This window comes from Streptomyces achromogenes subsp. achromogenes (assembly GCF_000720835.1).
Taxonomy (GTDB): Bacteria; Actinomycetota; Actinomycetes; order Streptomycetales; family Streptomycetaceae; genus Streptomyces; species Streptomyces achromogenes.
In genome coordinates this window covers 55,949-75,882 of the sequence record NZ_JODT01000003.1, presented here as the reverse complement: position 1 = coordinate 75,882, position 19,934 = coordinate 55,949, and the positions used below count along the sequence as shown (strand labels likewise).

The window sequence follows — 19,934 nt, the reverse complement described above, 5'->3', positions numbered from 1 at the left end:
TGCGGCGGGGCGGGCCGGCGTGCGGCGCCGCCCCCACCCCGTCAGCCCGCCGGGACCGTCGTCTCCGGCGTGTTCCAGCCGGAGACGCGCACGCCCGGCGCGGAACCGCGCAGGTCGGCCGTCCGGTAGGTGGCGGTCAGCGTCACCGACTCGCCCGGCCACAGACTCACCTGGTTGTCCGACCAGCGCACCGGCAGCACCGGCCTGCCCTCCGCGCCCACCACATCGACATCCGTCAGCAGCGCCGGAGTCTTGCCGCTCCCGTGGTGGCGCAGGGTCACCGTCGTGGTCGACACGCCCTCCGAGGCGCGGGTGACCGCCGTCGCCGACACCGGCACCCGGGCCATCGAGGCCAGCCCGGTCAGGTCGGCGTACTCCGTCGTCGGGGTGTAGTACCAGGTGGTGTCGCTCCAGTCGAGGGTGTCGGGCCGGGTGGCGAGCCAGTACACGTTCCGGCTCACTTCCCGGCCGGCCGCGTCCGTCAGCACCAGCCGCAGCAGCCGGGTGCGCGCCGGCCCGTCCTCCGAGGGGGGCAGCGTGAGCGCGGTGGCATGCGCGCCGCCGCCGTTCACCGCCACCCCGCCGGCGCTCTGGTCGAACCGGCGCGTGCCGTCGGGATCGAACAGCGTGGCCCGCGCGGTGAGGCCCCGGACCGGAGCGGGGCGGTTGTTCACCACCACGATGGAGCGGTCGTCGTAGGAGAACTGCACATGCAGCGGCTCGTTGGCCTTCTTCGCGCCGAAGTAGGCGCCGTTCTGGTCCAGGTAACGGTCCGTCAGCTGCCAGTGCAGGCTGGGCCAGCCGCTGTTGAACATCCAGTGCACGACACCGGTGGCGGGCCGGTCGCTGTCGGTCGCGTTGCGCTGGTACGACTCGAACTGGGCGCGCACGGTCTCGTACGTGGCCAACTGGGCCTTGCGCACATAGTCCGCGAGGCCCGTCGGAGCCCCGTAGCGGCCGGTGAGCGCCTCGTCGTAGATCTTGAGCGTGCCGAAGGTGACCGACGGCGAACGGTGGTACTGCCGGGCGTCCGGATCCTTCCAGAGGGTGTCCAGTTCGGCCGGTGTCATCATCCGGCGCAGCGTGTCCAGGGTGGGGATGCTCGGGCCCGCGCTGGTCTCGGAGTTGAAGCCCGTGGCCCCGCCCTCCCGCTTGGCGTACCAGTAGCCGGGCGGCACCCAGTCGTAGGGGCCCGTCATCTTCATGCCCGAGTCGCCCAGCCGCGGGGAGGAGGTGTCGGAGGCGGCGGGGATCACGGGGACGGGCCAGTCGGCCGCCTCCAGCGCGTCCAGGTAGCCCTTCTCGATCGTGGCGTCCGGCGCGGCGTCGCTGCCGATCAGGAACGACAGCACGCTCGGATGGTCGCGCAGCCGGGCGGCCTCGGCTGCCATGGACGCCCGGGCCACGGTGTGGTCCGCCGCGGACCACGGCTCACCGGACCCGTTGGGGTTGACGTCGCCCTCCCACTTGCCGCAGCACTCCCAGCCCGGCAGGGCGAGCAGGCCGTAGCGGTCGGCGAGGTCGAAGAACTCGTCCGGCTCCAGGTGGCCTTCCAGACGGAGCGTGTTCAGGCCCAGGTCGAGTGCGTACTTCAGGCGGTCCTCGGTATAGGCGCGGTCCCAGCGCAGGAACTCGTCCGGGGACCAGCCGCCGCCCTTGACCAGCAGGGGCCGGCCGTTGACGCGGTACTGGCGGGCGCCGTCGGCGTTCAGCGGGGCCCGCACGTCCCGGATGCCGAAGCTCTCGTGCGCGGTGTCCGACGGCGTGCCGGCCACGGTGGCGGTGAGGTCCAGGCCGTACAGCGGCTGCCCGCCCATGCCGGCCGGCCACCACACCTTCGGGCGGGTGAGGTGCAGGCCGGGGACGTCGGCGGGGGAGAAGGAGAGCGTCTTCGACTCGTGCGCGCCGAGCGTCACCGTCCGGGCGAACCGGATGCCGCCGACGCTGCCGGCGACCCGCGTGGTGACCGCGGAGCCCGTGTCGTTGCGGACCTGGGCCCGGACCGTCAGGTCGGCGGTGGCGAGCGAGGGCACCGCCAGCTTCGTGACGACGTGCGCGTCACGCAGCGCGACCGGGCCGCCCCGGCGGACCAGGACGTCCCGGACCAGGCCCATGTTCCGGTCCGGCGGCGGCTGGAGCCAGTCGAGCCAGCCCATGGTCAGGTCGCGGTTCGGGTCGTTGGGCCGCACCCGGAAGGCGACCGTGTTCGTGCCCTGCCGGACCAGCGGGGTGATGTCCAGCTCATGGCGGGTGTAGGCGCCGGTGACCCGGGAGGCCGGTGCCACCAGCCGGCCGTTCACATAGACGTCGGCCGCCGAGACGACGCCGCTGAAGTCCAGGAAGGTGCGCCGCGCGGTGTCCTCGACCGCGAAGTCGGAGCGGTACCACCACGGCACCTCGAAGTCGGCCCGCGGGATCTGCCGCTGGTTGGTGGAGCGGAACGGGTCGGGATACACGCCGTTCGCCAGCAGTGCGGCCAGCACGGTGGAGCGGGGGCCGGCCGGATACCAGTCGCGCGCCGGATAGCCGGGGGAGGACACGGCCGCCGCCGAGTCGCCCACCTTGGCGGCGGACTGGATGGCATAGCGGGTCAGCGGAGTGCTGGTGCCCGCGGCGGAGGGGACGGGGGTGATCCGCTCCGGCCGGTGGGGCTGCGTCGCCTCCCCGCGGCCGGACCAGGCGCCGGTGGTCAGGGCGCCGCCCAGGGCGAGCAGCGCCGCGGCGGCCAGGGGGAGCCGGCGGGTGTGGCGAGGGAACACGGCGGTCTCCAGCCTCGTAAAGTTAGGAAACTTTACTAACCTGGGTCACGCTAAGTCGCGCCCCGGACACTGTCAACGAGCCTCGCGGAGACCGGCACAGCACGCCGCCGGCTTGGGCAGGATCGTTTCGCCGTCGAGAGGCTGACGGTGGGTCAGCCGCTGCCGGGTGCGCCGGATGCCCGCCGTGTCAGGAGTCCCATTGTCCGTTAGCCCGCCACCCACGGGTGGTTTCGTCCGCCGTGTCGGCCTGTTCCAGGCCACGGCGATCAACATGAGCCAGATGTGCGGCATCGGCCCGTTCGTGACGATCCCGCTGATGGTCGCCGCGTTCGGTGGCCCCCAGGCGGTCACCGGGTTCCTCGCGGGCGCGGTCCTGGCCCTGTGCGACGGACTCGTCTGGGCCGAACTGGGCGCCGCCCTGCCCGGCTCCGGCGGCAGCTACGTCTATCTGCGCCAGGCCTTCCGGCATCGCACCGGACGTCTGATGCCGTTCCTGTTCGTGTGGACGGCGATGCTGTTCATCCCGCTGATCATGTCCACGGGCGTGGTGGGCTTCGTCCAGTACCTCGGCTATCTCGCCCCCGGCCTCGGGCGGACGGCCGGCGACCTGACCGGCCTCGGCGTCATCGCCCTGGTGGTGCTCCTGCTGTGGCGCGGCATCGAGCGCATCGCCCGGATCACGGCCGTCCTGTGGACCGTGATGATCGCCTCCGTGCTGCTGGTGATCATCGCCGAGGCCACCCACTTCAGCCCACATATGGCCTGCACCTACCCGCAGGGCGCGTTCAATGTGATGAGCGACCACTACTGGCCCGGTTTCGCCGCGGGCCTGACCATCGGCATCTACGACTACCTCGGCTACAACACCACCGCCTACATGGGCGCCGAGCTCAAGAACCCCGGCCGGGCCCTGCCGCGCTCCGTGCTCTTCTCGATCCTCGGCATCATGGCGATCTACCTGCTGCTCCAGATCGGCACGCTCGGCGTGGTCGACTGGCACCGGATGACCGACCCGCACGACATCGCCTCCACCTCGGTGGCCTCCGCGGTGCTGGAGGACACCTGGGGCAGGGCGGCGGCGGACACGGTGACCGTGCTGATCCTCGTCACCGCGTTCGCCTCCGTCTTCACGGGCCTGCTCGGCGGCTCCCGGGTGCCCTACGACGCCGCCCGCGACCGGGTCTTCTTCCGCGCGTACGGCAGGCTGCACCCCAGGCACCGGTTCCCGGTGTCCGGCCTGGCCACCATGGGCGTGATCACCGCCGTCGGCTTCCTGGTCGGCCGCCACACCGACCTCGCCACCCTGATCCAGTTGCTGACCACGGTGATGGTGATCGTGCAGGCGCTGGCCCAGATCGTCGCGCTGACGGTCCTGCGCCGCCGCCGGCCCGACCTGCCCCGCCCCTACCGCATGTGGCTGTACCCGCTGCCGAGCGCCCTGGCCTTCACGGGCTGGTGCGTGATCTACGGCTACGCCGACCACAACTCCCCGGGCCGCCACCCCGTCGAGTGGTCCCTGGCCTGGCTGGCCCTGGGCTGCGTGGCCTTCCTGGCGTGGGCGCGGCACGAGAGGGTCTGGCCGTTCGGCCCGAAGGAGACCGGCGAGGACATCGGCGAGACCCGCAACGCCCTTGAAATGAACTAGAGTTGCGAGCATCAGCTCCCCGGCCGGACCGCGATCCGCCGGGGACGCTCTCGTTCATGAGCGAGAACACGACCGAGAGCATGGCCGGCGACACGGCCGAGAACACGACCGCGGACCTCGGTGTCCGCCCCGCGACCCCCGAGGACCGGCCCGCCGTGGAACGGCTGTGGCTGATGTTCCGCCACGATCTGTCCGAGTTCCGGGGCGGCCTGCCCGCCGCCGACGGCGGCTTCCGGAGCGACTGGGTGGCGTCCGCCTTCACCGGACCCGGCTGGGTGCCGTACCTGCTGACGTGCGACGACCGCCTCGCCGGGCTGGCGTTCGTCCGCGGACTCGACGGCCCGGTACGCGTGCTGAACAGCTTCTTCGTGGTGCGTGGTGCCCGGCGCCGGGGCATCGGGCTGCGGGCCGCGCGCGAGGTGCTCACCCGGCACCCCGGACGATGGAAGATCGCCTACCAGGAGGACAACCCGGTCGCGGCGCGCTTCTGGCCACGGGTCGCCACGGAACTCGCCGGCGACGCCTGGACCCGCGAGCCGCGCCCGGTGCCGGGCCGGCCGGAGCTGCCGCCGGACGTGTGGATCTCCTTCACCGTGCCGGGCCGGCCCGACGCGGACCTTTGACAGCGGACGATCCCCTCGCCGGCCTTGGGGCACCATGACCGAGCACCCGGCTTCGGGTACGTCACCTACCTCGCGAGCACTCCCGAGAAGGTCTGGGAGGCGCTCACCGACGCCGGCCTGACGGCCGTCTGCCGGGGGCGCCGGAACGTCTCCGACTGGTGGCCCGGCTCCCGCTGGGAGCATGTGCGTGCCGACGGCTCCGGCGTCGTCGACGTGGTCGGCCGGGTGGTGGAGGGCGAGCCGCCGGCCCGGCTGGTGGCCACCTGGGCCGAACCAGGGGAGGAGGGGCGCGAGAACCGGCCCTTCAGGGTCACCTTCGAACTCCGGCCGTACGAGGACATCGTCCGGCCGGCCGTCACGCCCGACGACCCGGCCGACGAGAGTGAGCGTGCCGCCGTCGCGGCCGGCTGGCCGGCCGTGCCGTCCCACCTCAAGACGCTGCTGGAGACCGGCCGGCCCCTGCCGCAGAAGCCGTGGCGGGTGCCGGCCGGCTGACCGGGGACAATGGGGAGGCCGGTCCGTCCGGCGGACCGGCCTCGATGTTCTTCTTCCTTGCCGATCTTCTCGTCTCCTTTCCTCGGTCTTCTCTTCCGTGGTCCGTGGTCCGGGGTCCGCGGTCCGGAACCCGGGCTCTGCGGCCGGGGTTCTGGACCGTGTTCCACGGCCTGCGGCTTGCGTACTACGGCCTGGGGGTGCTCTTCGCGGCCGTACCGGCGCACACCAGTCCGAGGACGAGGGCCAGGGCTCCGATGACGATGTTGTTGACGATGACGCCCGTGTCCGGGCGGCTGCCCACGATCCACGGGGCGATGATCATCCAGATGCCCATGGCACACATGGCCCAGCTCAGGCCGTACATGCGCTCGGGCGCCCGGGTGAATCCCAGGGCCAGCAGGCCGATCGCTGTGCCCACGATCAGATTGTGGGTGACGAGGGCGGGCTGGCTCGCCGTGTAGTGCAGGATCCACGGGGACGCGGCACAGTACAGGCCGAGCAGGAACACCGGCCCGTCCACGAGCGCCACATCACGACCACCGAGTACGCGGGCGTAGCGGTCCCGCATCTCGGAGGCATCGGGGTGGCTGGAGATGTCACCCCTGTGCAAGTCGGCCATGAGTCGTCTCCTTTGACTTCACAGGCCAGACCCGGACTGGTCCGGTGCCTGGTGAGCGCGCCATATGGTCCATTTTGCTCTTATTGGCGGCTTATGTGTAGAGGCTGGAGGAGGTGCGATGGAACGCCCTCGCGGTGGCATGTCCGCGCCTGTCGGGGGCAGGCGGATCAGTACAAGCCGTACATTCCATGGCGCGTCCCGTTCGGGCCGGTGAAGAAGGAGGTGGCCGCCGTCGTGAGTGCGAGGGTGCTGGAGCGTTTTCCCGCCGGGGCTCCGCGGGGTTCGTGGCCCGCGGAGGAGTACGCCGCCGCCCGACGTGCCGAGGGCGAACCGGCGACCGTGGTGATGGACCTCAAGTCGGACGCCTTCCTCGTGGTGGTCGAAGGCCGGGAGGAGGACGGCGGAGTCTGAGGGCCGGCCGCCCGTGCTCGGCCGCCGCGCGACTCCGTGCGGCGGCCGAGCAACATGTGGGTCCGCGATACGGGAACGGCCCGTGGTGTGGGTCCGCGATACGAGAACGGCCGCGATCTCCTTGACTGTCGTCGCGGGCTGCTGACACGATCGATGGCATGACCATGCGACTGGATCTCACGCGGCGACGCCATGTCGATCTCGCACGCGTCTCCAGCGCCTCCTGTCGCGCCGCGGCCTGATCCGCCCTCCTCTTCCCTCTCCTCCGGGCCTCCGGCACGGCTGAACTCCCCTGATTCCCACGGGAGTCGGCGTGCCCGGCGTCCCGTCGAGCGCTTCCGCTACAGGGGTTCCGCGGGCCCGGTCCGGCTCGGGACGCGGTGCTCCCGACCGCCTTCTCCCCGGGCGCCCCCTCGCGTACGGCCGTCCGGCGCACCCCAGAAACGAGATCCCCATGGCTACCGTCCTGTCCGTCTCCGGCAGCCCCTCCGCGTCCTCGCGCACCGGCCTCCTGCTGCGCCACCTGGACCAGCGGCTCATCGCCCAGGGCCACGAGGTGATCCCGCTCGATGTCCGCGCCATCCCGGCCGAGGCCCTGCTCGGCGCGGACTTCGGGCACCCCGCCATCGTCGAGGCCGCCGGGCTGTTCGCCCGCGCCGACGGCGTCGTGGTCGGCACGCCCGTCTACAAGGCGTCGTTCTCCGGTGTCCTCAAGGCGCTCCTGGATCTGCTCCCGCAGTACGCGCTCACCGGCAAGACCGTGCTCCCGCTGGCCACCGGCGGCTCCACCGCACATGTCCTCGCCATCGACTACGCCCTGCGGCCGGTGCTGAACTCCATGGGTGCCGCGCACATAGTCCAGGGCTGGTTCACCCTCGACAAGGACATCACCGTGCGCGAGGACGGCTCCCTGGCCGTCGCACCGGCCACCGCGGAGGCCCTGGGGCACGTGGTGGACCAGTTCGCCGCCGCCCTGGACCGCACGCCGGTACTGGTGGCGGCGACCGCGAGCTGAGCGCCCGCCCACCCCACGGACACAAGCGATCGGAGACCCCCGTGTCCCTCACCTTCCACTGGTTCCTGCCCACCAACGGCGACAGCCGTGATGTCGTCGGCGGTGGCCACGGCAGCCCGGCGACCGCGTCCGGCCGGGACCGGCCCCCGACGGTCGCCTATCTGAGTCAGATCGCGCGCGCCGCCGAGGACCTGGGATTCGTCGCCGCGCTCACCCCGACCGGTGCCTGGTGCGAGGACGCGTGGCTGACCACCGCCATGGTCAGCCAGCACACCGAACGGCTGAAGTTCCTCGTCGCCTTCCGGCCCGGCTTCGTCTCGCCGACGCTCGCCGCGCAGATGGCGGCCACGTTCCAGCGGCAGACCGGGGGACGGCTGCTGCTCAACGTCGTCACCGGCGGGGAGAGCCGGGAGCAGCGGGCCTACGGCGATTTCCTCGACAAGGACGCCAGGTACCGCCGTACCGGTGAATTCCTGCATGTCGTACGGGAGTTGTGGGACGGCAAGAGCGTCGACCTGGACGGGGAGCACCTGCGGGTCGAGGAGGCGCGGCTCAGCCGGGTGCCCGATCCGGTGCCCGAGGTGTACTTCGGCGGCTCCTCACCGGCCGCCGGCGAGGTCGCGGCCCGCCACGCCGATGTGTACCTCACCTGGGGGGAGCCGCCCGCGCAGGTCGCCGGGAAGATCGCCTGGATCCGCGGGCTCGCCGCCGCGCACGGCCGCACCCCGCGCTTCGGCATCCGGTTGCACGTCATCACGCGGGACACGGCGGCGCAGGCCTGGGCGGAGGCGGACCGGCTGCTCGACGGCTTCGACCCGCAGACCGTACGGGCCGTGCAGGAGGGGCTCGGCCGCAGCGAGTCGGAGGGGCAGCGGCGCATGCTCGCGCTGCACGGCGGCAGCCGCGACGGCCTGGAGATCCACCCCAACCTGTGGGCCGGGATCGGGCTGGTGCGGGGCGGTGCGGGGACCGCGCTGGTCGGCAGTCACGAGGAGGTGGCCGAGCGGATCAAGGAGTACCACGCCCTCGGCATCGACGAGTTCGTCCTCTCCGGCTATCCGCACCTGGAGGAGGCGTACTGGTTCGGCGAGGGCGTGCTGCCCCGGCTCGCCGCGCAGGGACTGTGGACCCACCCCGACGGGCGGGCGTCCGCCGCCGCCCCGGAGCTACCGGTCGCCATCTGACCGACCGAGCGCGTTCCTGTGGGAGGGCCGGGGGCGGAGCGTGCCTCTCAGGCGTTCCGTCCTCCGGTGTCCGCCGGCGCCCTGCCCAAGGCCCGCAGATGTGCCTCGCGTGACTCGGCGGTCTGGCCCTGCACCAGCAGGAACAGCCCCTCCCGGGCATGGCGTTGGGCGCGGCCGGTCAAGGCCATCGCCCGGCCGCCGCCGGCCACCACCGCCGCCGTGGTGGCCGTACGCAGCAGCTCGTAGGCCTGCGCGCGCACCGCCAGCCGTTCCCCCGCCCACGCGTCGACCGCCCTCGCTCCCGACTCGGCCCCGGCCCCTCTGGCGCGCGTCGCCGTGGCCGGCCGCCCCGTCCACCCCTTCGGCGGCGACTCGTCCGCCAGCTCGTACGCCCTGCGGCGGATCCCGGCGAGGCGGGCGCGGAGCGGGGCGGCCGTGCCGGTGTCCAGCAGGGAGAGCGCGGCCTCGGCCACGCCGAAGACGGCCGGGCTGGTGTGCAGCGTCCTGACCCGGTCCCCGGCGGCCCAGCGGTCGTACGGAGTGCGCAGGGCCACCGCCTCCGCGGGCAGCCACAGACCGTCCAGCTCCAGTGACACCGTGCGTGCGGCGGTGAGGGCGGCCAGCCGCATCGGCTCCGAGGCACGCAGCCCCGGCTGCTCGCGGGCCTCGGCGAAGGCGAACAGCGCCTCGCCGGAGTCGGTGACCCCGGCCAGCAGCATCACGTCGTTCAGCCCCCAGCCGGTGTACCAGGGCACCGTCCCGTCGAACCGCCAGCCGCCGCGCTCGGGACGGACCCGTACCGGGCGGCGCGGATACGACCGCAGATGCGCGTACGCCACCCCGGACAGCAGCTCCCCACGGGACAACGGGCCCAACAGCCTTTCCCGCGCCGGGTGTTCGCCGCGCGCCAGGGTCTGTACCGGCGTGTGGTGCTGGGTCTGCACGAACCAGGTGGCACCGCACGCCCCGGCCAGGATCTCCGCGACCTCCCGCGCCACGGCGGGCGGCGCCCCCGCGCCCCCGTGGTCCGCCGGCGCGGTCACCCCGAGCAGGCCCGACCGCTTCACCGCCTCGATATGGCTCCGGGGCACCCCCTCCTGGTCGACCCGCTCGGCCTCGGGGGCGAGCAGGTCCGCGGCGAGGCGGCGGGCACGGACGACGAGCGGATGCGGAGTGAGGTCCATGCGGAAGATTCTTCCGGGCTTCGGGACCTCCGGGCTTCGGGACCTCCGGGCCTTCGGCCCGCCGTGACCCTCGTCACTCCTCCGGTCCCACCGGAATCAACTTGAGGACATGAAAGGTTGCTATATGCATCCGACTGTCCCTACCTGATCCATCCGAGGCACCGTGAACCACTCCCTGCCTGAGCGGCCCGCCGATGTCGTGGCCCGGCTGCGCGCCACCTTCGCCACCGGCCGTACGAAGTCCGTCGACTGGCGTACCGACCAGCTGCTCCGGATGCGCGCCCTGCTCACGGAACGCGGCGCCGACCTCGCCGCCGCCCTCCGCGCCGACCTCGGCAAGAGCGACACCGAGGCCTATCGCACCGAGATCGACTTCACCGTCCGCGAGATCGACCACACGCTGGAGCACCTGGCGGACTGGCTGCGCCCCGAGCCCGCGCCCGTCCCGCCGCACCTGGGCGCCGACGCCACGGCCTGGACGCAGTACGACCCGCTCGGCGTCGTCCTCGTCATCGCGCCGTGGAACTACCCGGCGCAGCTCCTGCTCGCCCCCATGGTCGGCGCGCTGGCCTCCGGCAACGCGGTCGTCGCCAAGCCGAGCGAGCTGGCCCCGGCCACCTCCGCCGCGCTGGCCGGGCTGATCCCGGCCTACCTGGACCGGGACGCGGTCGCGGTGGTCGAGGGCGGTGTCCCGGAGACCACGGCCCTGCTGGCCGAGCGCTTCGACCACATCTTCTACACCGGCAACGGCACCGTCGGCCGTATCGTCATGCGGGCCGCCGCCGAGCACCTCACCCCGGTCACTCTCGAACTGGGCGGCAAGTCCCCGGTGTTCGTGGACCGCAGCACCGACCCGGAGGCGGTCGCGGACCGGCTCGCCCGCGGCAAGTTCCTCAACGCGGGCCAGACCTGCGTCGCCCCCGACTACGTCCTGACCGACCCGGAGACCGCACCGGCCCTGGAGGCCGCGCTGGTCCGCGTGATCGAGAAGCTGTTCGGCGCCGATCCGGCGCGCTCGCCGGAGTACGGCCGGATCGTCAACGAGCGGCACTTCGACCGGCTGTCCGGCCTGCTCGGCTCCGGCCGGGTCGCGGTCGGCGGCGTCGGCGACCGGGCGGCGAAGTACCTCGCGCCGACCGTCCTCGCCGACGTCGACCCCGCCTCGCCCGTCATGCGGGAGGAGATCTTCGGTCCGATCCTGCCGATCGTCACCGTGGCCGGCCTGGACGAGGCCATCGGCTTCATCAACGACCGCGACAAGCCCCTCGCCCTGTACGTCTTCAGCGAGTCGGACGAGACCCGGGCGCGCATCGCCGCCGAGACCTCCTCCGGCGGTCTCGGGTACGGCCTTCCCGTCGCCCATCTCACCGTCTCCGACCTGCCGTTCGGCGGGGTGGGGGAGAGCGGTATGGGCAACTACCACGGCCGCTACTCCATCGAGACGTTCAGTCACCGCAAGGCCGTCCTGGCGAAGCCGCTGAGCTGACCGTTTCGCATGCCTCTCGGTCCCGGCCACGTGTGCGGCCGGGACCGATTCCCGCGCACCGCGGGGGAGTTCACCCTTCCGGTCGTCCGTGATCAACTGGTCTAAACCCTTGACTGGTACATACCAAAGCGGTTGAGTGTGCCCAACCCCCCACCACGGCCGCTCCCGACTCCGGCGGGTGCGGCCGTGCCGTACAGAGGAGTTGGTCCATGTCGAAACACCGCATCGCCGCACTCCTGGCCTCGCTCGCGATCGGCGGCTCCGCCCTGGCGGTCCAGGCGTCCCCGGCCTCCGCCGCCGGTTTCGTGGTGAGCGAGTCGCAGTTCAACCAGATGTTCCCGAACCGCAACCCCTTCTACACCTACAGCGGTCTGACCGCCGCGCTCGGTGCCTACCCCGCCTTCGCGAACACCGGCAGCGACACCGTGCGGAAGCAGGAGGCCGCCGCCTTCCTGGCCAACGTCAGCCACGAGACCGGCGGACTCGTGTACATCGTCGAGCAGAACACCGCCAACTACCCGCACTACTGCGACCAGAGCCGCCCGTACGGCTGTCCGGCGGGCCAGGCGGCGTACTACGGGCGCGGCCCCATCCAGCTGTCCTGGAACTTCAACTACAAGGCCGCCGGCGACGCGCTCGGCATCGACCTGCTCAACAACCCCAACCTGGTGCAGAACAACGCGTCCGTCGCCTGGAAGACCGGCCTGTGGTACTGGAACACACAGTCCGGGCCCGGCACCATGACCCCGCACAACGCCATGGTGAACGGCGCGGGCTTCGGCCAGACGATCCGCAGCATCAACGGCTCGCTGGAGTGCGACGGCAAGAATCCCGCGCAGGTGCAGAGCCGGGTCTCCGCCTATCAGCGCTTCGCCCAGATCCTCGGGGTCGCACCGGGAGCCAACCTGTACTGCTGACGTGGGGCGGGGGCGCCGTGTGCGAGACTCCGCCGATGACCACGGAAACGATCACCGCGGACGCCTCCGGCACCTTCGCGCTGGGCGATCTGCCCGTCCGCCGCATCGGCTTCGGCACCATGCGGCTGACGGGCAGCGCCGCCTTCCACCACGGCACCCCGAGCGACCGGCAGCGGTCGCTGGCCGTACTGCGCGAGGCCGTCGGACTCGGCGTGAACCACATCGACACGGCGGCCTTCTACTTCTCCGCGCTGCGTTCCGCCAACGAACTCGTCAACACCGCGCTGTCCCCGTATCCCGACGACCTGGTCATCGCCACGAAGGTCGGCCCTTACCGCGACTACCACGGCGCGTGGGGCCCCTCCGCCCGTCCCGACGAGCTGCGCGGCCATGTCGAGGAGAACCTGCGCCAGCTCGGACGGGACCATCTCGACCTCGTCTACCTCCGCCGGATGCGCCAGGACTCCATCGCCGAACACTTCGGCGCCCTCGCCGAGTTGCGCAGCGCGGGGCTGATCCGGTACCTCGGGATCTCCGCCGTGGAACCCCGGCACCTCGCCGAGGCGCTGCGGATCGCCCCGGTGGTCTCGGTCCAGAACCGGTACGCCCTGGACCGCCCCGACCCGGCCGGCGACGAGCTGCTGCGGCTGTGCGGCGAGCACGGCATCGCCTTCGTCCCCTTCTACGCCGTGGCCGGAGAGGCCGCGGAGCGCGGTGCGACCGCCGCGCACGACGACGCGGTGCTCTCCGTCGCCCGCGCCCACGGCGCAAGTCCCGCGCAGGTCCGCATCGCCTGGACGCTGCACCAGGGCCCGCACGTCCTCGCCATCCCCGGCACCGGCAACCCCGGCCACCTGGCCGAGAACGTCGCCGCCGGGGCACTGCGGCTCACCGACGGGGAGCTGGCCCGGCTCGACCAGGCCCGCGGGCAGGCGGGCTGACCCCCGCAGGCGCGGCTGAACAAGGGCCCCACCCCGGCCTGTTGACCGCATCGGAGACGGCCGACGAGCGCGCCGGCCGGTGTCACACGATCCAGGCGCCGTCCCGCATCAGATGCCGGCCGCGCAGCTCCGGCACCTCGTGCCACGCCTGCACCGCGACCGGCCGCACCTGGAAGAAGACGTACGCCGGGCTGTCCGCGCGCGGATCCCAGCCCGTCTTCGCCGTGAACGCGTCGGCCGCCGCCACCGGCACCTCACCGGCGCCGAAGGCCCGCGCCTCCCCGTCGACCAGCACGACGTCCCGGGTATGGCCGAGGGCGAGCCGGGTGCGGCCGCCGTCGCGCAGATTGCGGCCGGTGGGGTTGGTGCCGCGCGTGCACAGCCAGAACGACTCCTCGTGCCAGACGAACCACAGCGGGACGAGACACGGCACACCGTGCGCGTCCGCCGTCGCCACCCAGATGTCGGTCTCCCGCTCCAGCCGGGCCAGCAGGTCGCTCTTGCGCCGGGCCGGAGTGCGGACCCGTTCGTCGTTCGTCATGCCCGGCGACGCTACCGGCCCCGCCCCACCGGCACCTGAGGCCAGGGTCCCTGCCCACCTGCGACCACGGGCGTAGGTCCACGGCCCCGGCAGGCCCCCGCCGCCGTCGACCACCCACGCCCGGCGGGGGACGGCACCCCGCTGACTACGATGGCGTCGACGGCCTTGCGGACCGCACTACGAAGACGGGGTGAAGGACCTCCCCATGACCGACGCCCACGGCGGACGCCGGCCGGCCGGTGAACTCGAGGCGAGCGTCCTGGCCGCGCTCTGGGCCGCAGGCGCCCCCAGACCCCCGGCCAGGTCCAGCTGAGCCTCGGCACCGGCCTCGCCCGCACGACGGTGACGACGATCCTCACCCGGCTGCACGACAAGGGCGTGGTCGACCGACGCCGCCAGGGCCGGGGCTACGCCTACTTCCCCGTCCAGGACGCCCAGGACGCCCACGGCCTCACCGCCCGCCGGATGCACAGCGAACTCGACCGGGACAGCGACCGCGAGACGGTGCTCGCCCGCTTCGTCGCCCAGCTCGGCCCGGACGACGAACGCATCCTGCGCGCCCTGCTCGCCTCCGACGGCCGATGACCGCCCTGCTCCCGCTGCTGCCGTACGCCCTGCCGCGCCCCTGGCCCGCCGGGTGCCGGACCGGCTGACACCCGTGGCCGCGCTGTGATCCGTCGCGGGTTGCGCGCTGCTGCTCGCCGGGCGTACGGCGGTGGCCCTCGGCGTGCTGCTTCTGCTCGGGCCGCTCAAGCTGCCGTCCTTCGCCGCGCTCGGCGCACTCGTCCATCCGCTGCGCACCGCCCCGGCGCCCTCCTCGTCCCGGGCCGCCGCCTCGGCCGGCGCGCTCGCCCGGCGCGGCTGGACCCTCGGCCGTGCGGCCCTGGAGCAGGCCCGCGCCTACCGGGCGGCCCCCGCCGAGGCCGGGCGTCGGCCCGCCGCCGGTGACCTGTGCGCGGTGGACTCACCCCCCTCCGCCCGACGCCTACGCCCTGCCCGGCCGCCCGCACCGGGTCGTCGTCACCACGGCCATGCTCCGCGGCCTGGACGGCCCCGAGTGGGAGGCGCTGCTCGCGCACGAACGGGCGCACAACGCGGGCGGCCACCACTACGCCCTGGCCGCCGCCGGACTCGCGGCGCACTGCCGCCCCGCGTTGCGCCGGGTACGCGACACGGTGCGGCTCGCGGCCGAGCGGGCGCCGACGAGACCGCCGCCGCGCCGGTCGGCGACCGGCGGCTGACGACCCGGGCCATCGCCCGCGCCGGCCCTCGCCGCCCAGGCCGCGCACACCGCCGGGAGCGTCCGGCCCGCGCCCCCGGGCTTCGCGCCCGGCCCACGCGCCCGGGCTTCGTCCCCGGCCCGCGCGCCCGGGCTTCGCCTTCGGCGCCGCCACCGGGCCCGTCCCGCGGCGCGTCCAAGCCCTGCCGGCCCGCGCGCCCGGGCTTCGCCTTCGGCGCCGCCACCGGGCCCGTCCCGCGGCGCGTCCAAGCCCTGCCGGCCGGCCCGTCACGGCCACCCCGGGCCCGTCACGGCCACCCCGGGCCCTCCGCGCCCTCGCCGCCCTCCTCGTCGCCTGCGCCGCCCTGTCCTGTGTGTCCTCGGCCACCGCGACGGCCGACGTCCACCACCGGGTGGAGGTCGCGCAGGGCGAGGAGAGGAGCTGACCGACCTGCGCACCGCAAGGAGCGCCCGCACGAGGAGAGGCGCCGGCCGACCCGGGCACCGCAAGGAGCGCCCGCACGAGGAGAGGCGCCGGCCGACCCGGGCACCGCAAGAAGCGTCCCGCCCCTGACGCCCCACGGCCGCCCCGCCCACCCCACACCCGCCATCGAGCCGCCCCGCGTGACGCGCGTAGAAATCGGGCTGGCGTCCGTGTAGTTTTACGTATAACCTCACCCGCTAACCGCTCCCCGCCGGAAGGTAGCCATGCGCCGCGTCGCCCTGGTCACCCTCGTCGTCCACGACTACGACGAGGCGATCCGCTTCTACACCGAGGCCCTGGGTTTCCGCCTCGTCGAGGACAGCCCGCGGCCCGACGGCTCGCGCTGGGTCGTCGTCGAGCCCGGCGGCGAGGGACCCGGCACCGGACTGCTGCTGGCCCGCGCCAAGGACGCCGGCCAGAGCGCCCGGGTGGGCGACCAGACCGGCGGACGCGTGGGCTTCTTCCTGCACACCGACGACTTCGCCCGCGACCACGCCCGGATGACCGCCGCCGGCGTGACCTTCCTGGAGGAGCCGCGCCACGAGCCGTACGGCACGGTCGCCGTCTTCCAGGACCTGTACGGCAACCGCTGGGACCTGCTCCAGCCCGCCGCCCACTGACCCGACCCGTACCACCAGCCGAGGAAACGACACGCCCATGACCGCGTCCCGCATCGACACCGAGACCCTCCGCCGGCTTCCCAAGGCCGTCCTGCACGACCACCTCGACGGCGGCCTGCGCCCCGCCACCGTGGTGGAACTCGCCGACGCGGTCGGCCACACGCTGCCCACCACCGACCCCGACGAGCTCGCCGCCTGGTACGTCGAGGCCGCCAACTCCGGCGACCTGGTCCGCTACATCGCCACCTTCGAGCACACCCTCGCCGTCATGCAGACCCGCGAGGGCCTGCTGCGCACGGCCGAGGAGTACGTCCTCGACCTCGCCGCCGACGGAGTCGTCTACGCGGAGGTGCGCTACGCCCCCGAGCTGATGCTCAAGGGCGGTCTCGCCCTGACCGAGGTCGTCGAGGCCGTCCAGGAGGGCCTGGCCGCCGGCATGGCCAAGGCCGCGGCGGCCGGCACCCCCGTCCGGGTCGGCACCCTGCTGTGCGGGATGCGCATGTTCGACCGGGTCCGCGAGGCCGCCGAACTGGCCGTCGCCTACCGGGACGCCGGTGTCGTCGGCTTCGACATCGCCGGCGCCGAGGACGGCTTCCCGCCCGCCGACCACCTCGACGCCTTCGCGTACCTGCGCGCCGAGAACATGCCCTTCACCATCCACGCCGGCGAGGCGTACGGCCTGCCCAGCATCCACCAGGCGCTCCAGGTGTGCGGCGCCCAGCGCATCGGCCACGGGGTGCGTCTGACCGAGGACATCGTGGACGGCAAGCTCGGCCGTCTCGCCTCCTGGGTCCGCGACCGCCGGATCGCCCTGGAGATGTGCCCCACCTCCAACCTCCAGACCGGCTGCGCCACCTCCATCGCCGAGCACCCCGTCACCGCCCTGAAGGACCTGGGCTTCCGGGTCACCCTGAACACCGACAACCGCCTGGTGTCGGGGACGACGATGACCCGTGAGATGTCCCTGCTGGTGGAGCAGGCCGGCTGGACGGTGGAGGACCTGCGTACGGTCACCGTGAACGCCCTCAAGAGCGCGTTCGTCCCGTTCGACCAGCGCACGGCCCTGATCGAGGACGTGGTCCTGCCGGGTTACGCCGCCGCGCTCTGAACCAGCCCCCTGAGGTAGGCGGCCTGTCCGACGTGCTGGAGATCGTCGGACAGGACGCTCACCAGGCGCACCCCCAGGCCGACCGGGGGATCCCAGCGCTCGTCCACGACGCGTTCGAGGTCCTTGGCCGCCAGGGTGCGCAGCACCCCGAGGGTCTGCTCGTGGACGGCGTCGTAGTACCCGGTGAGCAGCTCGGCGGACTCCACCCGCACCTTGGCGACCTTGGCCGGTGTGTGCCCGTAGCCCGTGTCGTGCCGGGGCAGGTCGAGTCCGAACCGCTTCTGCCAGTCCTGGGCGAGCCACACCTGGTCGAGGTCGAAGGCGTCGGCGATGTGGTCGTCCTGTACCCGGGTGAGGTGCCACACCAGCCAGGCGATGGTGTTGGCGTCGGGGGCCGGGCGATGGTGCAGCTCCTCGGGACCGAGGCCGTCGAGGACGGCGTGGACTTCTTCCCGGATGCGGCCGTAGCCGTCGATGAGGATGTCCTTGGCATGCATACCGTCCACCATCGCAAACCGCCGCCGCTGCCGCGCCCGGAATCCGGCCACCGGTGCGTCAGGTTCCCGTCTCCAGCAAGGTGACCAGTGCCCGGGCGGCCGGGCTGGTGGCCCGCTCCGGCGGCAGCAGGGCCACCGTCTCGTACCGCGCCCCGCCCGTGCCCTTCAGCGGCAGCGCCGTGAGCGCCGGCCGCTTGTGCCGGAAGTGCCGGGGCACCACCGCGATCCCCAGGTTCTCGTCCACCAGGTCCAGCAGACTGTGCACGTCGTTGACCTCCAGCGCGACCGTGCGCCGGACCCCGGCCGCGGCGAACGCGGCGTCGGTGGTGCGGCGCGGTCCCCAGTCGGGGTGGAAGTCCACGAACACCTCACCGGTGAGGTCGCCCGGTCCGAGCACGGCCGGCGCCGCGGCGAGCCGGTGGTCGGGGTGGCACAGCACCGTCATGGGCTCGTCGGCCAGCGACACCGAGCGCAGCTGGTCGCTGTCGGCCCGGGTGCGGTAGGCGAAGGCCAGGTCCAGCCGTCCGGCCGCGACCTCCTCCGCCAGCTCGCCCGAACCGGCCTGCCGCAGCCGGATCTCCACATCCGGGTGCCGGCCCCGGAAGGCCGCCAGCAGCTCGGCCACCCGCACCCCGGCGATGCACTGCTCGGTGCCGAGGGCGAGCGTGCCGCGCAGCACCCCCTGCACCGCCGCCACCGCGTCGTGCGCCGCCCGCACCTGGGCCAGGATCCGCTCGGCCTCCACCAGCAGCGCCCGCCCCGCCTCCGTCAGCGTCACCCGGCGCGTGGTCCGTACGAACAGCGGCGCCCGCAACTCCCGCTCCAGCGCCCGGATGGACGCCGACAGACCCGACTGGGACACCATCAGGCGTTCGGCGGCACGGGTGAAATGCCGGTCCTCGGCGACCGCCACGAAGTGCTGGAGATGGCGCAGTTCCATGATTGAGCAGCCTAGCCGCTGAATCCCATCGGATTCTTCTGTTGGACCGCTGCCCACCGCCCGGGCAACAGTGGAACCGGTAGATCCCGTGCCCACCCCTCATGGAGTCGCGTTGTACACCGCACACCCCGACCGCTACGCCGACATGCCCTACCGGCGCACCGGACGCAGCGGCCTGAAGCTCCCCGCCCTGTCCCTCGGCCTGTGGCACAACTTCGGCCCCGACCGGCCGGTGGAGACCCAGCGGGCCATCCTGCGCCGCGCCTTCGACCTCGGCGTCACGCACTTCGACCTGGCGAACAACTACGGCCCGCCGCCCGGCGCCGCCGAGTCCGCCTTCGGCGCGGCACTGAAGGCGGACTTCGCCCGCTACCGCGACGAGCTGGTGATCTCCACCAAGGCCGGCTACCTGATGTGGCCCGGCCCGTACGGCGAGTGGGGCTCGCGCAAGTACCTGCTCGGCTCGCTCGACCAGAGCCTGAAGCGGATGGGCCTGGACTACGTCGACATCTTCTACTCGCACCGCCCCGACCCGGACACTCCGCTGGAGGAGACGATGGGCGCGCTGCACTCGGCGGTGCAGCAGGGCAAGGCCCTCTACGTCGGCGTCTCCAACTACTCCGCCGAGCAGACCCGGGAGGCCGCCCGCATCCTCGCCGGCCTCGGCACCCCGCTCCTCATCCACCAGCCGCGCTACTCGATGCTCGACCGGCGCCCCGAGGACGAGGGCCTGCTCGACGCCCTGGACGAACTCCAGGTCGGCTCCATCGTCTACTCCCCGCTGGAGCAGGGCCTGCTCACCGGCCGCTACCTCGACGGCATCCCCGAGGACTCCCGGGCCGCGAGCGACAGCCCGTTCCTGAACTCGGACGCGGTGACCGAGGACCTGGTCGCCCGGCTGCGCGCGCTGGACGAGGTGGCCAAGTCCCGCGGCCAGACGCTGGCCCAGCTGGCGCTGGCATGGGTGCTGCGCGGCGGCCGGGTGACGTCCGCGCTGGTCGGCGCGAGCAGCGCCCGCCAGATCGAGGACAGCGTGGCGGCCATCGGGAACCTGGAGTTCGACACCGAGGAACTGGCGCGGATCGACGCCCTCGTCAAGCCCTGACGGCCTGACCCACCGGAACCGCAGAGCCCGGCCGCCACCCCCCGGCGGCCGGGCTCGCCGTCTGCGCCGGTCCTCGGGCGCCCACGGGCGGCACACCCGGGCGGCACACCGGGCGGGCCCGTCGCCGGGCCGCCGGATTCC

At 73.2% G+C, this 19,934-nt stretch carries 20 protein-coding genes and 1 pseudogene; 15 read left to right on the top strand and 6 right to left on the bottom strand.

The genetic code is table 11. From position 1 onward, the window contains the following. Positions 1 to 41: 41 nt before the first annotated feature. Positions 42 to 2,759 carry a glycoside hydrolase family 2 protein gene (locus tag IH25_RS0103840; protein WP_030602828.1) on the bottom strand — a complete coding sequence of 906 codons (2,718 nt, stop codon included), beginning with the start codon at positions 2,757 to 2,759 and terminating at the stop codon, positions 42 to 44. Positions 2,760 to 2,958: 199 nt separating this feature from the next. Here IH25_RS0103840 and IH25_RS0103835 point away from each other — a divergent pair, with 199 nt between their 5' ends. From IH25_RS0103835 to IH25_RS0103825, 3 genes are read left to right on the top strand one after another with little or no spacing between them, the layout of a single operon-like run. After that, entirely contained in the window at positions 2,959 to 4,404 is a 1,446-nt protein-coding gene (locus tag IH25_RS0103835; protein ID WP_030602826.1) for an APC family permease, read from the top strand. Positions 4,405 to 4,460: 56 nt separating this feature from the next. Continuing rightward, positions 4,461 to 5,027 carry a GNAT family N-acetyltransferase gene (locus IH25_RS0103830; protein ID WP_245172683.1) on the top strand — a complete coding sequence of 189 codons (567 nt, stop codon included), beginning with the start codon at positions 4,461 to 4,463 and terminating at the stop codon, positions 5,025 to 5,027. A gap of 24 nt (positions 5,028 to 5,051) precedes the next feature. Beyond that, entirely contained in the window at positions 5,052 to 5,522 is a 471-nt protein-coding gene (locus IH25_RS0103825; protein WP_037654329.1) for an SRPBCC domain-containing protein, read from the top strand. Positions 5,523 to 5,706: 184 nt separating this feature from the next. On the opposite strand, the gene IH25_RS0103820 is transcribed toward IH25_RS0103825, so the two are convergent. Next, a complete protein-coding gene (locus tag IH25_RS0103820) occupies positions 5,707 to 6,141 on the bottom strand; it encodes an SPW repeat protein (protein WP_030602817.1) in 435 nt (144 codons plus the stop codon). 234 nt (positions 6,142 to 6,375) lie between these two features. Here IH25_RS0103820 and IH25_RS37350 point away from each other — a divergent pair, with 234 nt between their 5' ends. The 4 genes from IH25_RS37350 (at position 6,376) to IH25_RS0103805 (ending at position 8,751) form a co-directional block, all read left to right on the top strand. Next, positions 6,376 to 6,552, top strand: coding sequence for a hypothetical protein (locus tag IH25_RS37350; protein ID WP_209445264.1), 177 nt, complete (start codon positions 6,376 to 6,378; stop codon positions 6,550 to 6,552). Positions 6,553 to 6,710: 158 nt separating this feature from the next. Then, positions 6,711 to 6,794 (top strand): putative leader peptide, encoded by an 84-nt coding sequence (locus tag IH25_RS43060; RefSeq protein ID WP_350710819.1) that lies wholly within the window; start codon positions 6,711 to 6,713, stop codon positions 6,792 to 6,794. Between the two features lie 212 nt (positions 6,795 to 7,006). Beyond that, on the top strand, positions 7,007 to 7,567 hold the full coding sequence (gene ssuE / locus IH25_RS0103810; RefSeq protein ID WP_030602814.1) for an NADPH-dependent FMN reductase: 561 nt from the start codon (positions 7,007 to 7,009) through the stop codon (positions 7,565 to 7,567). Between the two features lie 41 nt (positions 7,568 to 7,608). Continuing rightward, on the top strand, positions 7,609 to 8,751 hold the full coding sequence (locus tag IH25_RS0103805) for an LLM class flavin-dependent oxidoreductase (protein ID WP_030602812.1): 1,143 nt from the start codon (positions 7,609 to 7,611) through the stop codon (positions 8,749 to 8,751). Between the two features lie 47 nt (positions 8,752 to 8,798). On the opposite strand, the gene IH25_RS0103800 is transcribed toward IH25_RS0103805, so the two are convergent. Then, a complete protein-coding gene (locus IH25_RS0103800; RefSeq protein WP_030602809.1) occupies positions 8,799 to 9,935 on the bottom strand; it encodes an acyl-CoA dehydrogenase family protein in 1,137 nt (378 codons plus the stop codon). A gap of 163 nt (positions 9,936 to 10,098) precedes the next feature. Between IH25_RS0103800 and IH25_RS0103795 the strand changes: the two genes are divergently transcribed. From IH25_RS0103795 to IH25_RS0103785, 3 genes are all read left to right on the top strand, one after another. Beyond that, positions 10,099 to 11,421, top strand: coding sequence for an aldehyde dehydrogenase family protein (locus tag IH25_RS0103795; protein ID WP_030602806.1), 1,323 nt, complete (start codon positions 10,099 to 10,101; stop codon positions 11,419 to 11,421). Positions 11,422 to 11,630: 209 nt separating this feature from the next. Further along, positions 11,631 to 12,338, top strand: coding sequence for a chitinase (locus tag IH25_RS0103790; protein ID WP_030602802.1), 708 nt, complete (start codon positions 11,631 to 11,633; stop codon positions 12,336 to 12,338). A 35-nt stretch (positions 12,339 to 12,373) separates the two neighbouring features. Beyond that, positions 12,374 to 13,279: an aldo/keto reductase gene (locus tag IH25_RS0103785; RefSeq protein WP_030602799.1), complete on the top strand. Its 906-nt coding sequence runs from the start codon at positions 12,374 to 12,376 to the stop codon at positions 13,277 to 13,279. 82 nt (positions 13,280 to 13,361) lie between these two features. Here IH25_RS0103785 and IH25_RS0103780 read toward each other — a convergent pair whose 3' ends face one another. Next, the gene (locus IH25_RS0103780) at positions 13,362 to 13,820 is read right to left on the bottom strand and encodes a pyridoxamine 5'-phosphate oxidase family protein (protein ID WP_030602796.1); all 459 of its coding nucleotides are present in this window, start codon (positions 13,818 to 13,820) and stop codon (positions 13,362 to 13,364) included. A 205-nt stretch (positions 13,821 to 14,025) separates the two neighbouring features. Between IH25_RS0103780 and IH25_RS37345 the strand changes: the two are divergent. From IH25_RS37345 to IH25_RS0103760, 4 genes and pseudogenes are all read left to right on the top strand, one after another. Next, a pseudogene (locus IH25_RS37345) lies at positions 14,026 to 14,405 on the top strand (BlaI/MecI/CopY family transcriptional regulator). A gap of 359 nt (positions 14,406 to 14,764) precedes the next feature. After that, positions 14,765 to 15,061, top strand: coding sequence for a M48 family metalloprotease (locus tag IH25_RS42930; RefSeq protein ID WP_063755131.1), 297 nt, complete (start codon positions 14,765 to 14,767; stop codon positions 15,059 to 15,061). A gap of 686 nt (positions 15,062 to 15,747) precedes the next feature. Continuing rightward, positions 15,748 to 16,143, top strand: coding sequence for a VOC family protein (locus IH25_RS0103765; protein ID WP_030602793.1), 396 nt, complete (start codon positions 15,748 to 15,750; stop codon positions 16,141 to 16,143). A 37-nt stretch (positions 16,144 to 16,180) separates the two neighbouring features. Further along, positions 16,181 to 17,251, top strand: coding sequence for an adenosine deaminase (locus tag IH25_RS0103760; protein WP_030602790.1), 1,071 nt, complete (start codon positions 16,181 to 16,183; stop codon positions 17,249 to 17,251). Here IH25_RS0103760 and IH25_RS0103755 read toward each other — a convergent pair. Further along, entirely contained in the window at positions 17,233 to 17,748 is a 516-nt protein-coding gene (locus tag IH25_RS0103755) for a mycothiol transferase (RefSeq protein ID WP_030602787.1), read from the bottom strand. The two genes, IH25_RS0103760 and IH25_RS0103755, sit on opposite strands and share 19 nt — an antisense overlap. 58 nt (positions 17,749 to 17,806) lie before the next feature. Further along, entirely contained in the window at positions 17,807 to 18,688 is an 882-nt protein-coding gene (locus IH25_RS0103750) for a LysR family transcriptional regulator (protein ID WP_030602783.1), read from the bottom strand. A gap of 112 nt (positions 18,689 to 18,800) precedes the next feature. Here IH25_RS0103750 and mgrA point away from each other — a divergent pair, with 112 nt between their 5' ends. After that, positions 18,801 to 19,793 (top strand): L-glyceraldehyde 3-phosphate reductase, encoded by a 993-nt coding sequence (mgrA, locus tag IH25_RS0103745; protein ID WP_030602779.1) that lies wholly within the window; start codon positions 18,801 to 18,803, stop codon positions 19,791 to 19,793. Positions 19,794 to 19,934: the final 141 nt, after the last annotated feature.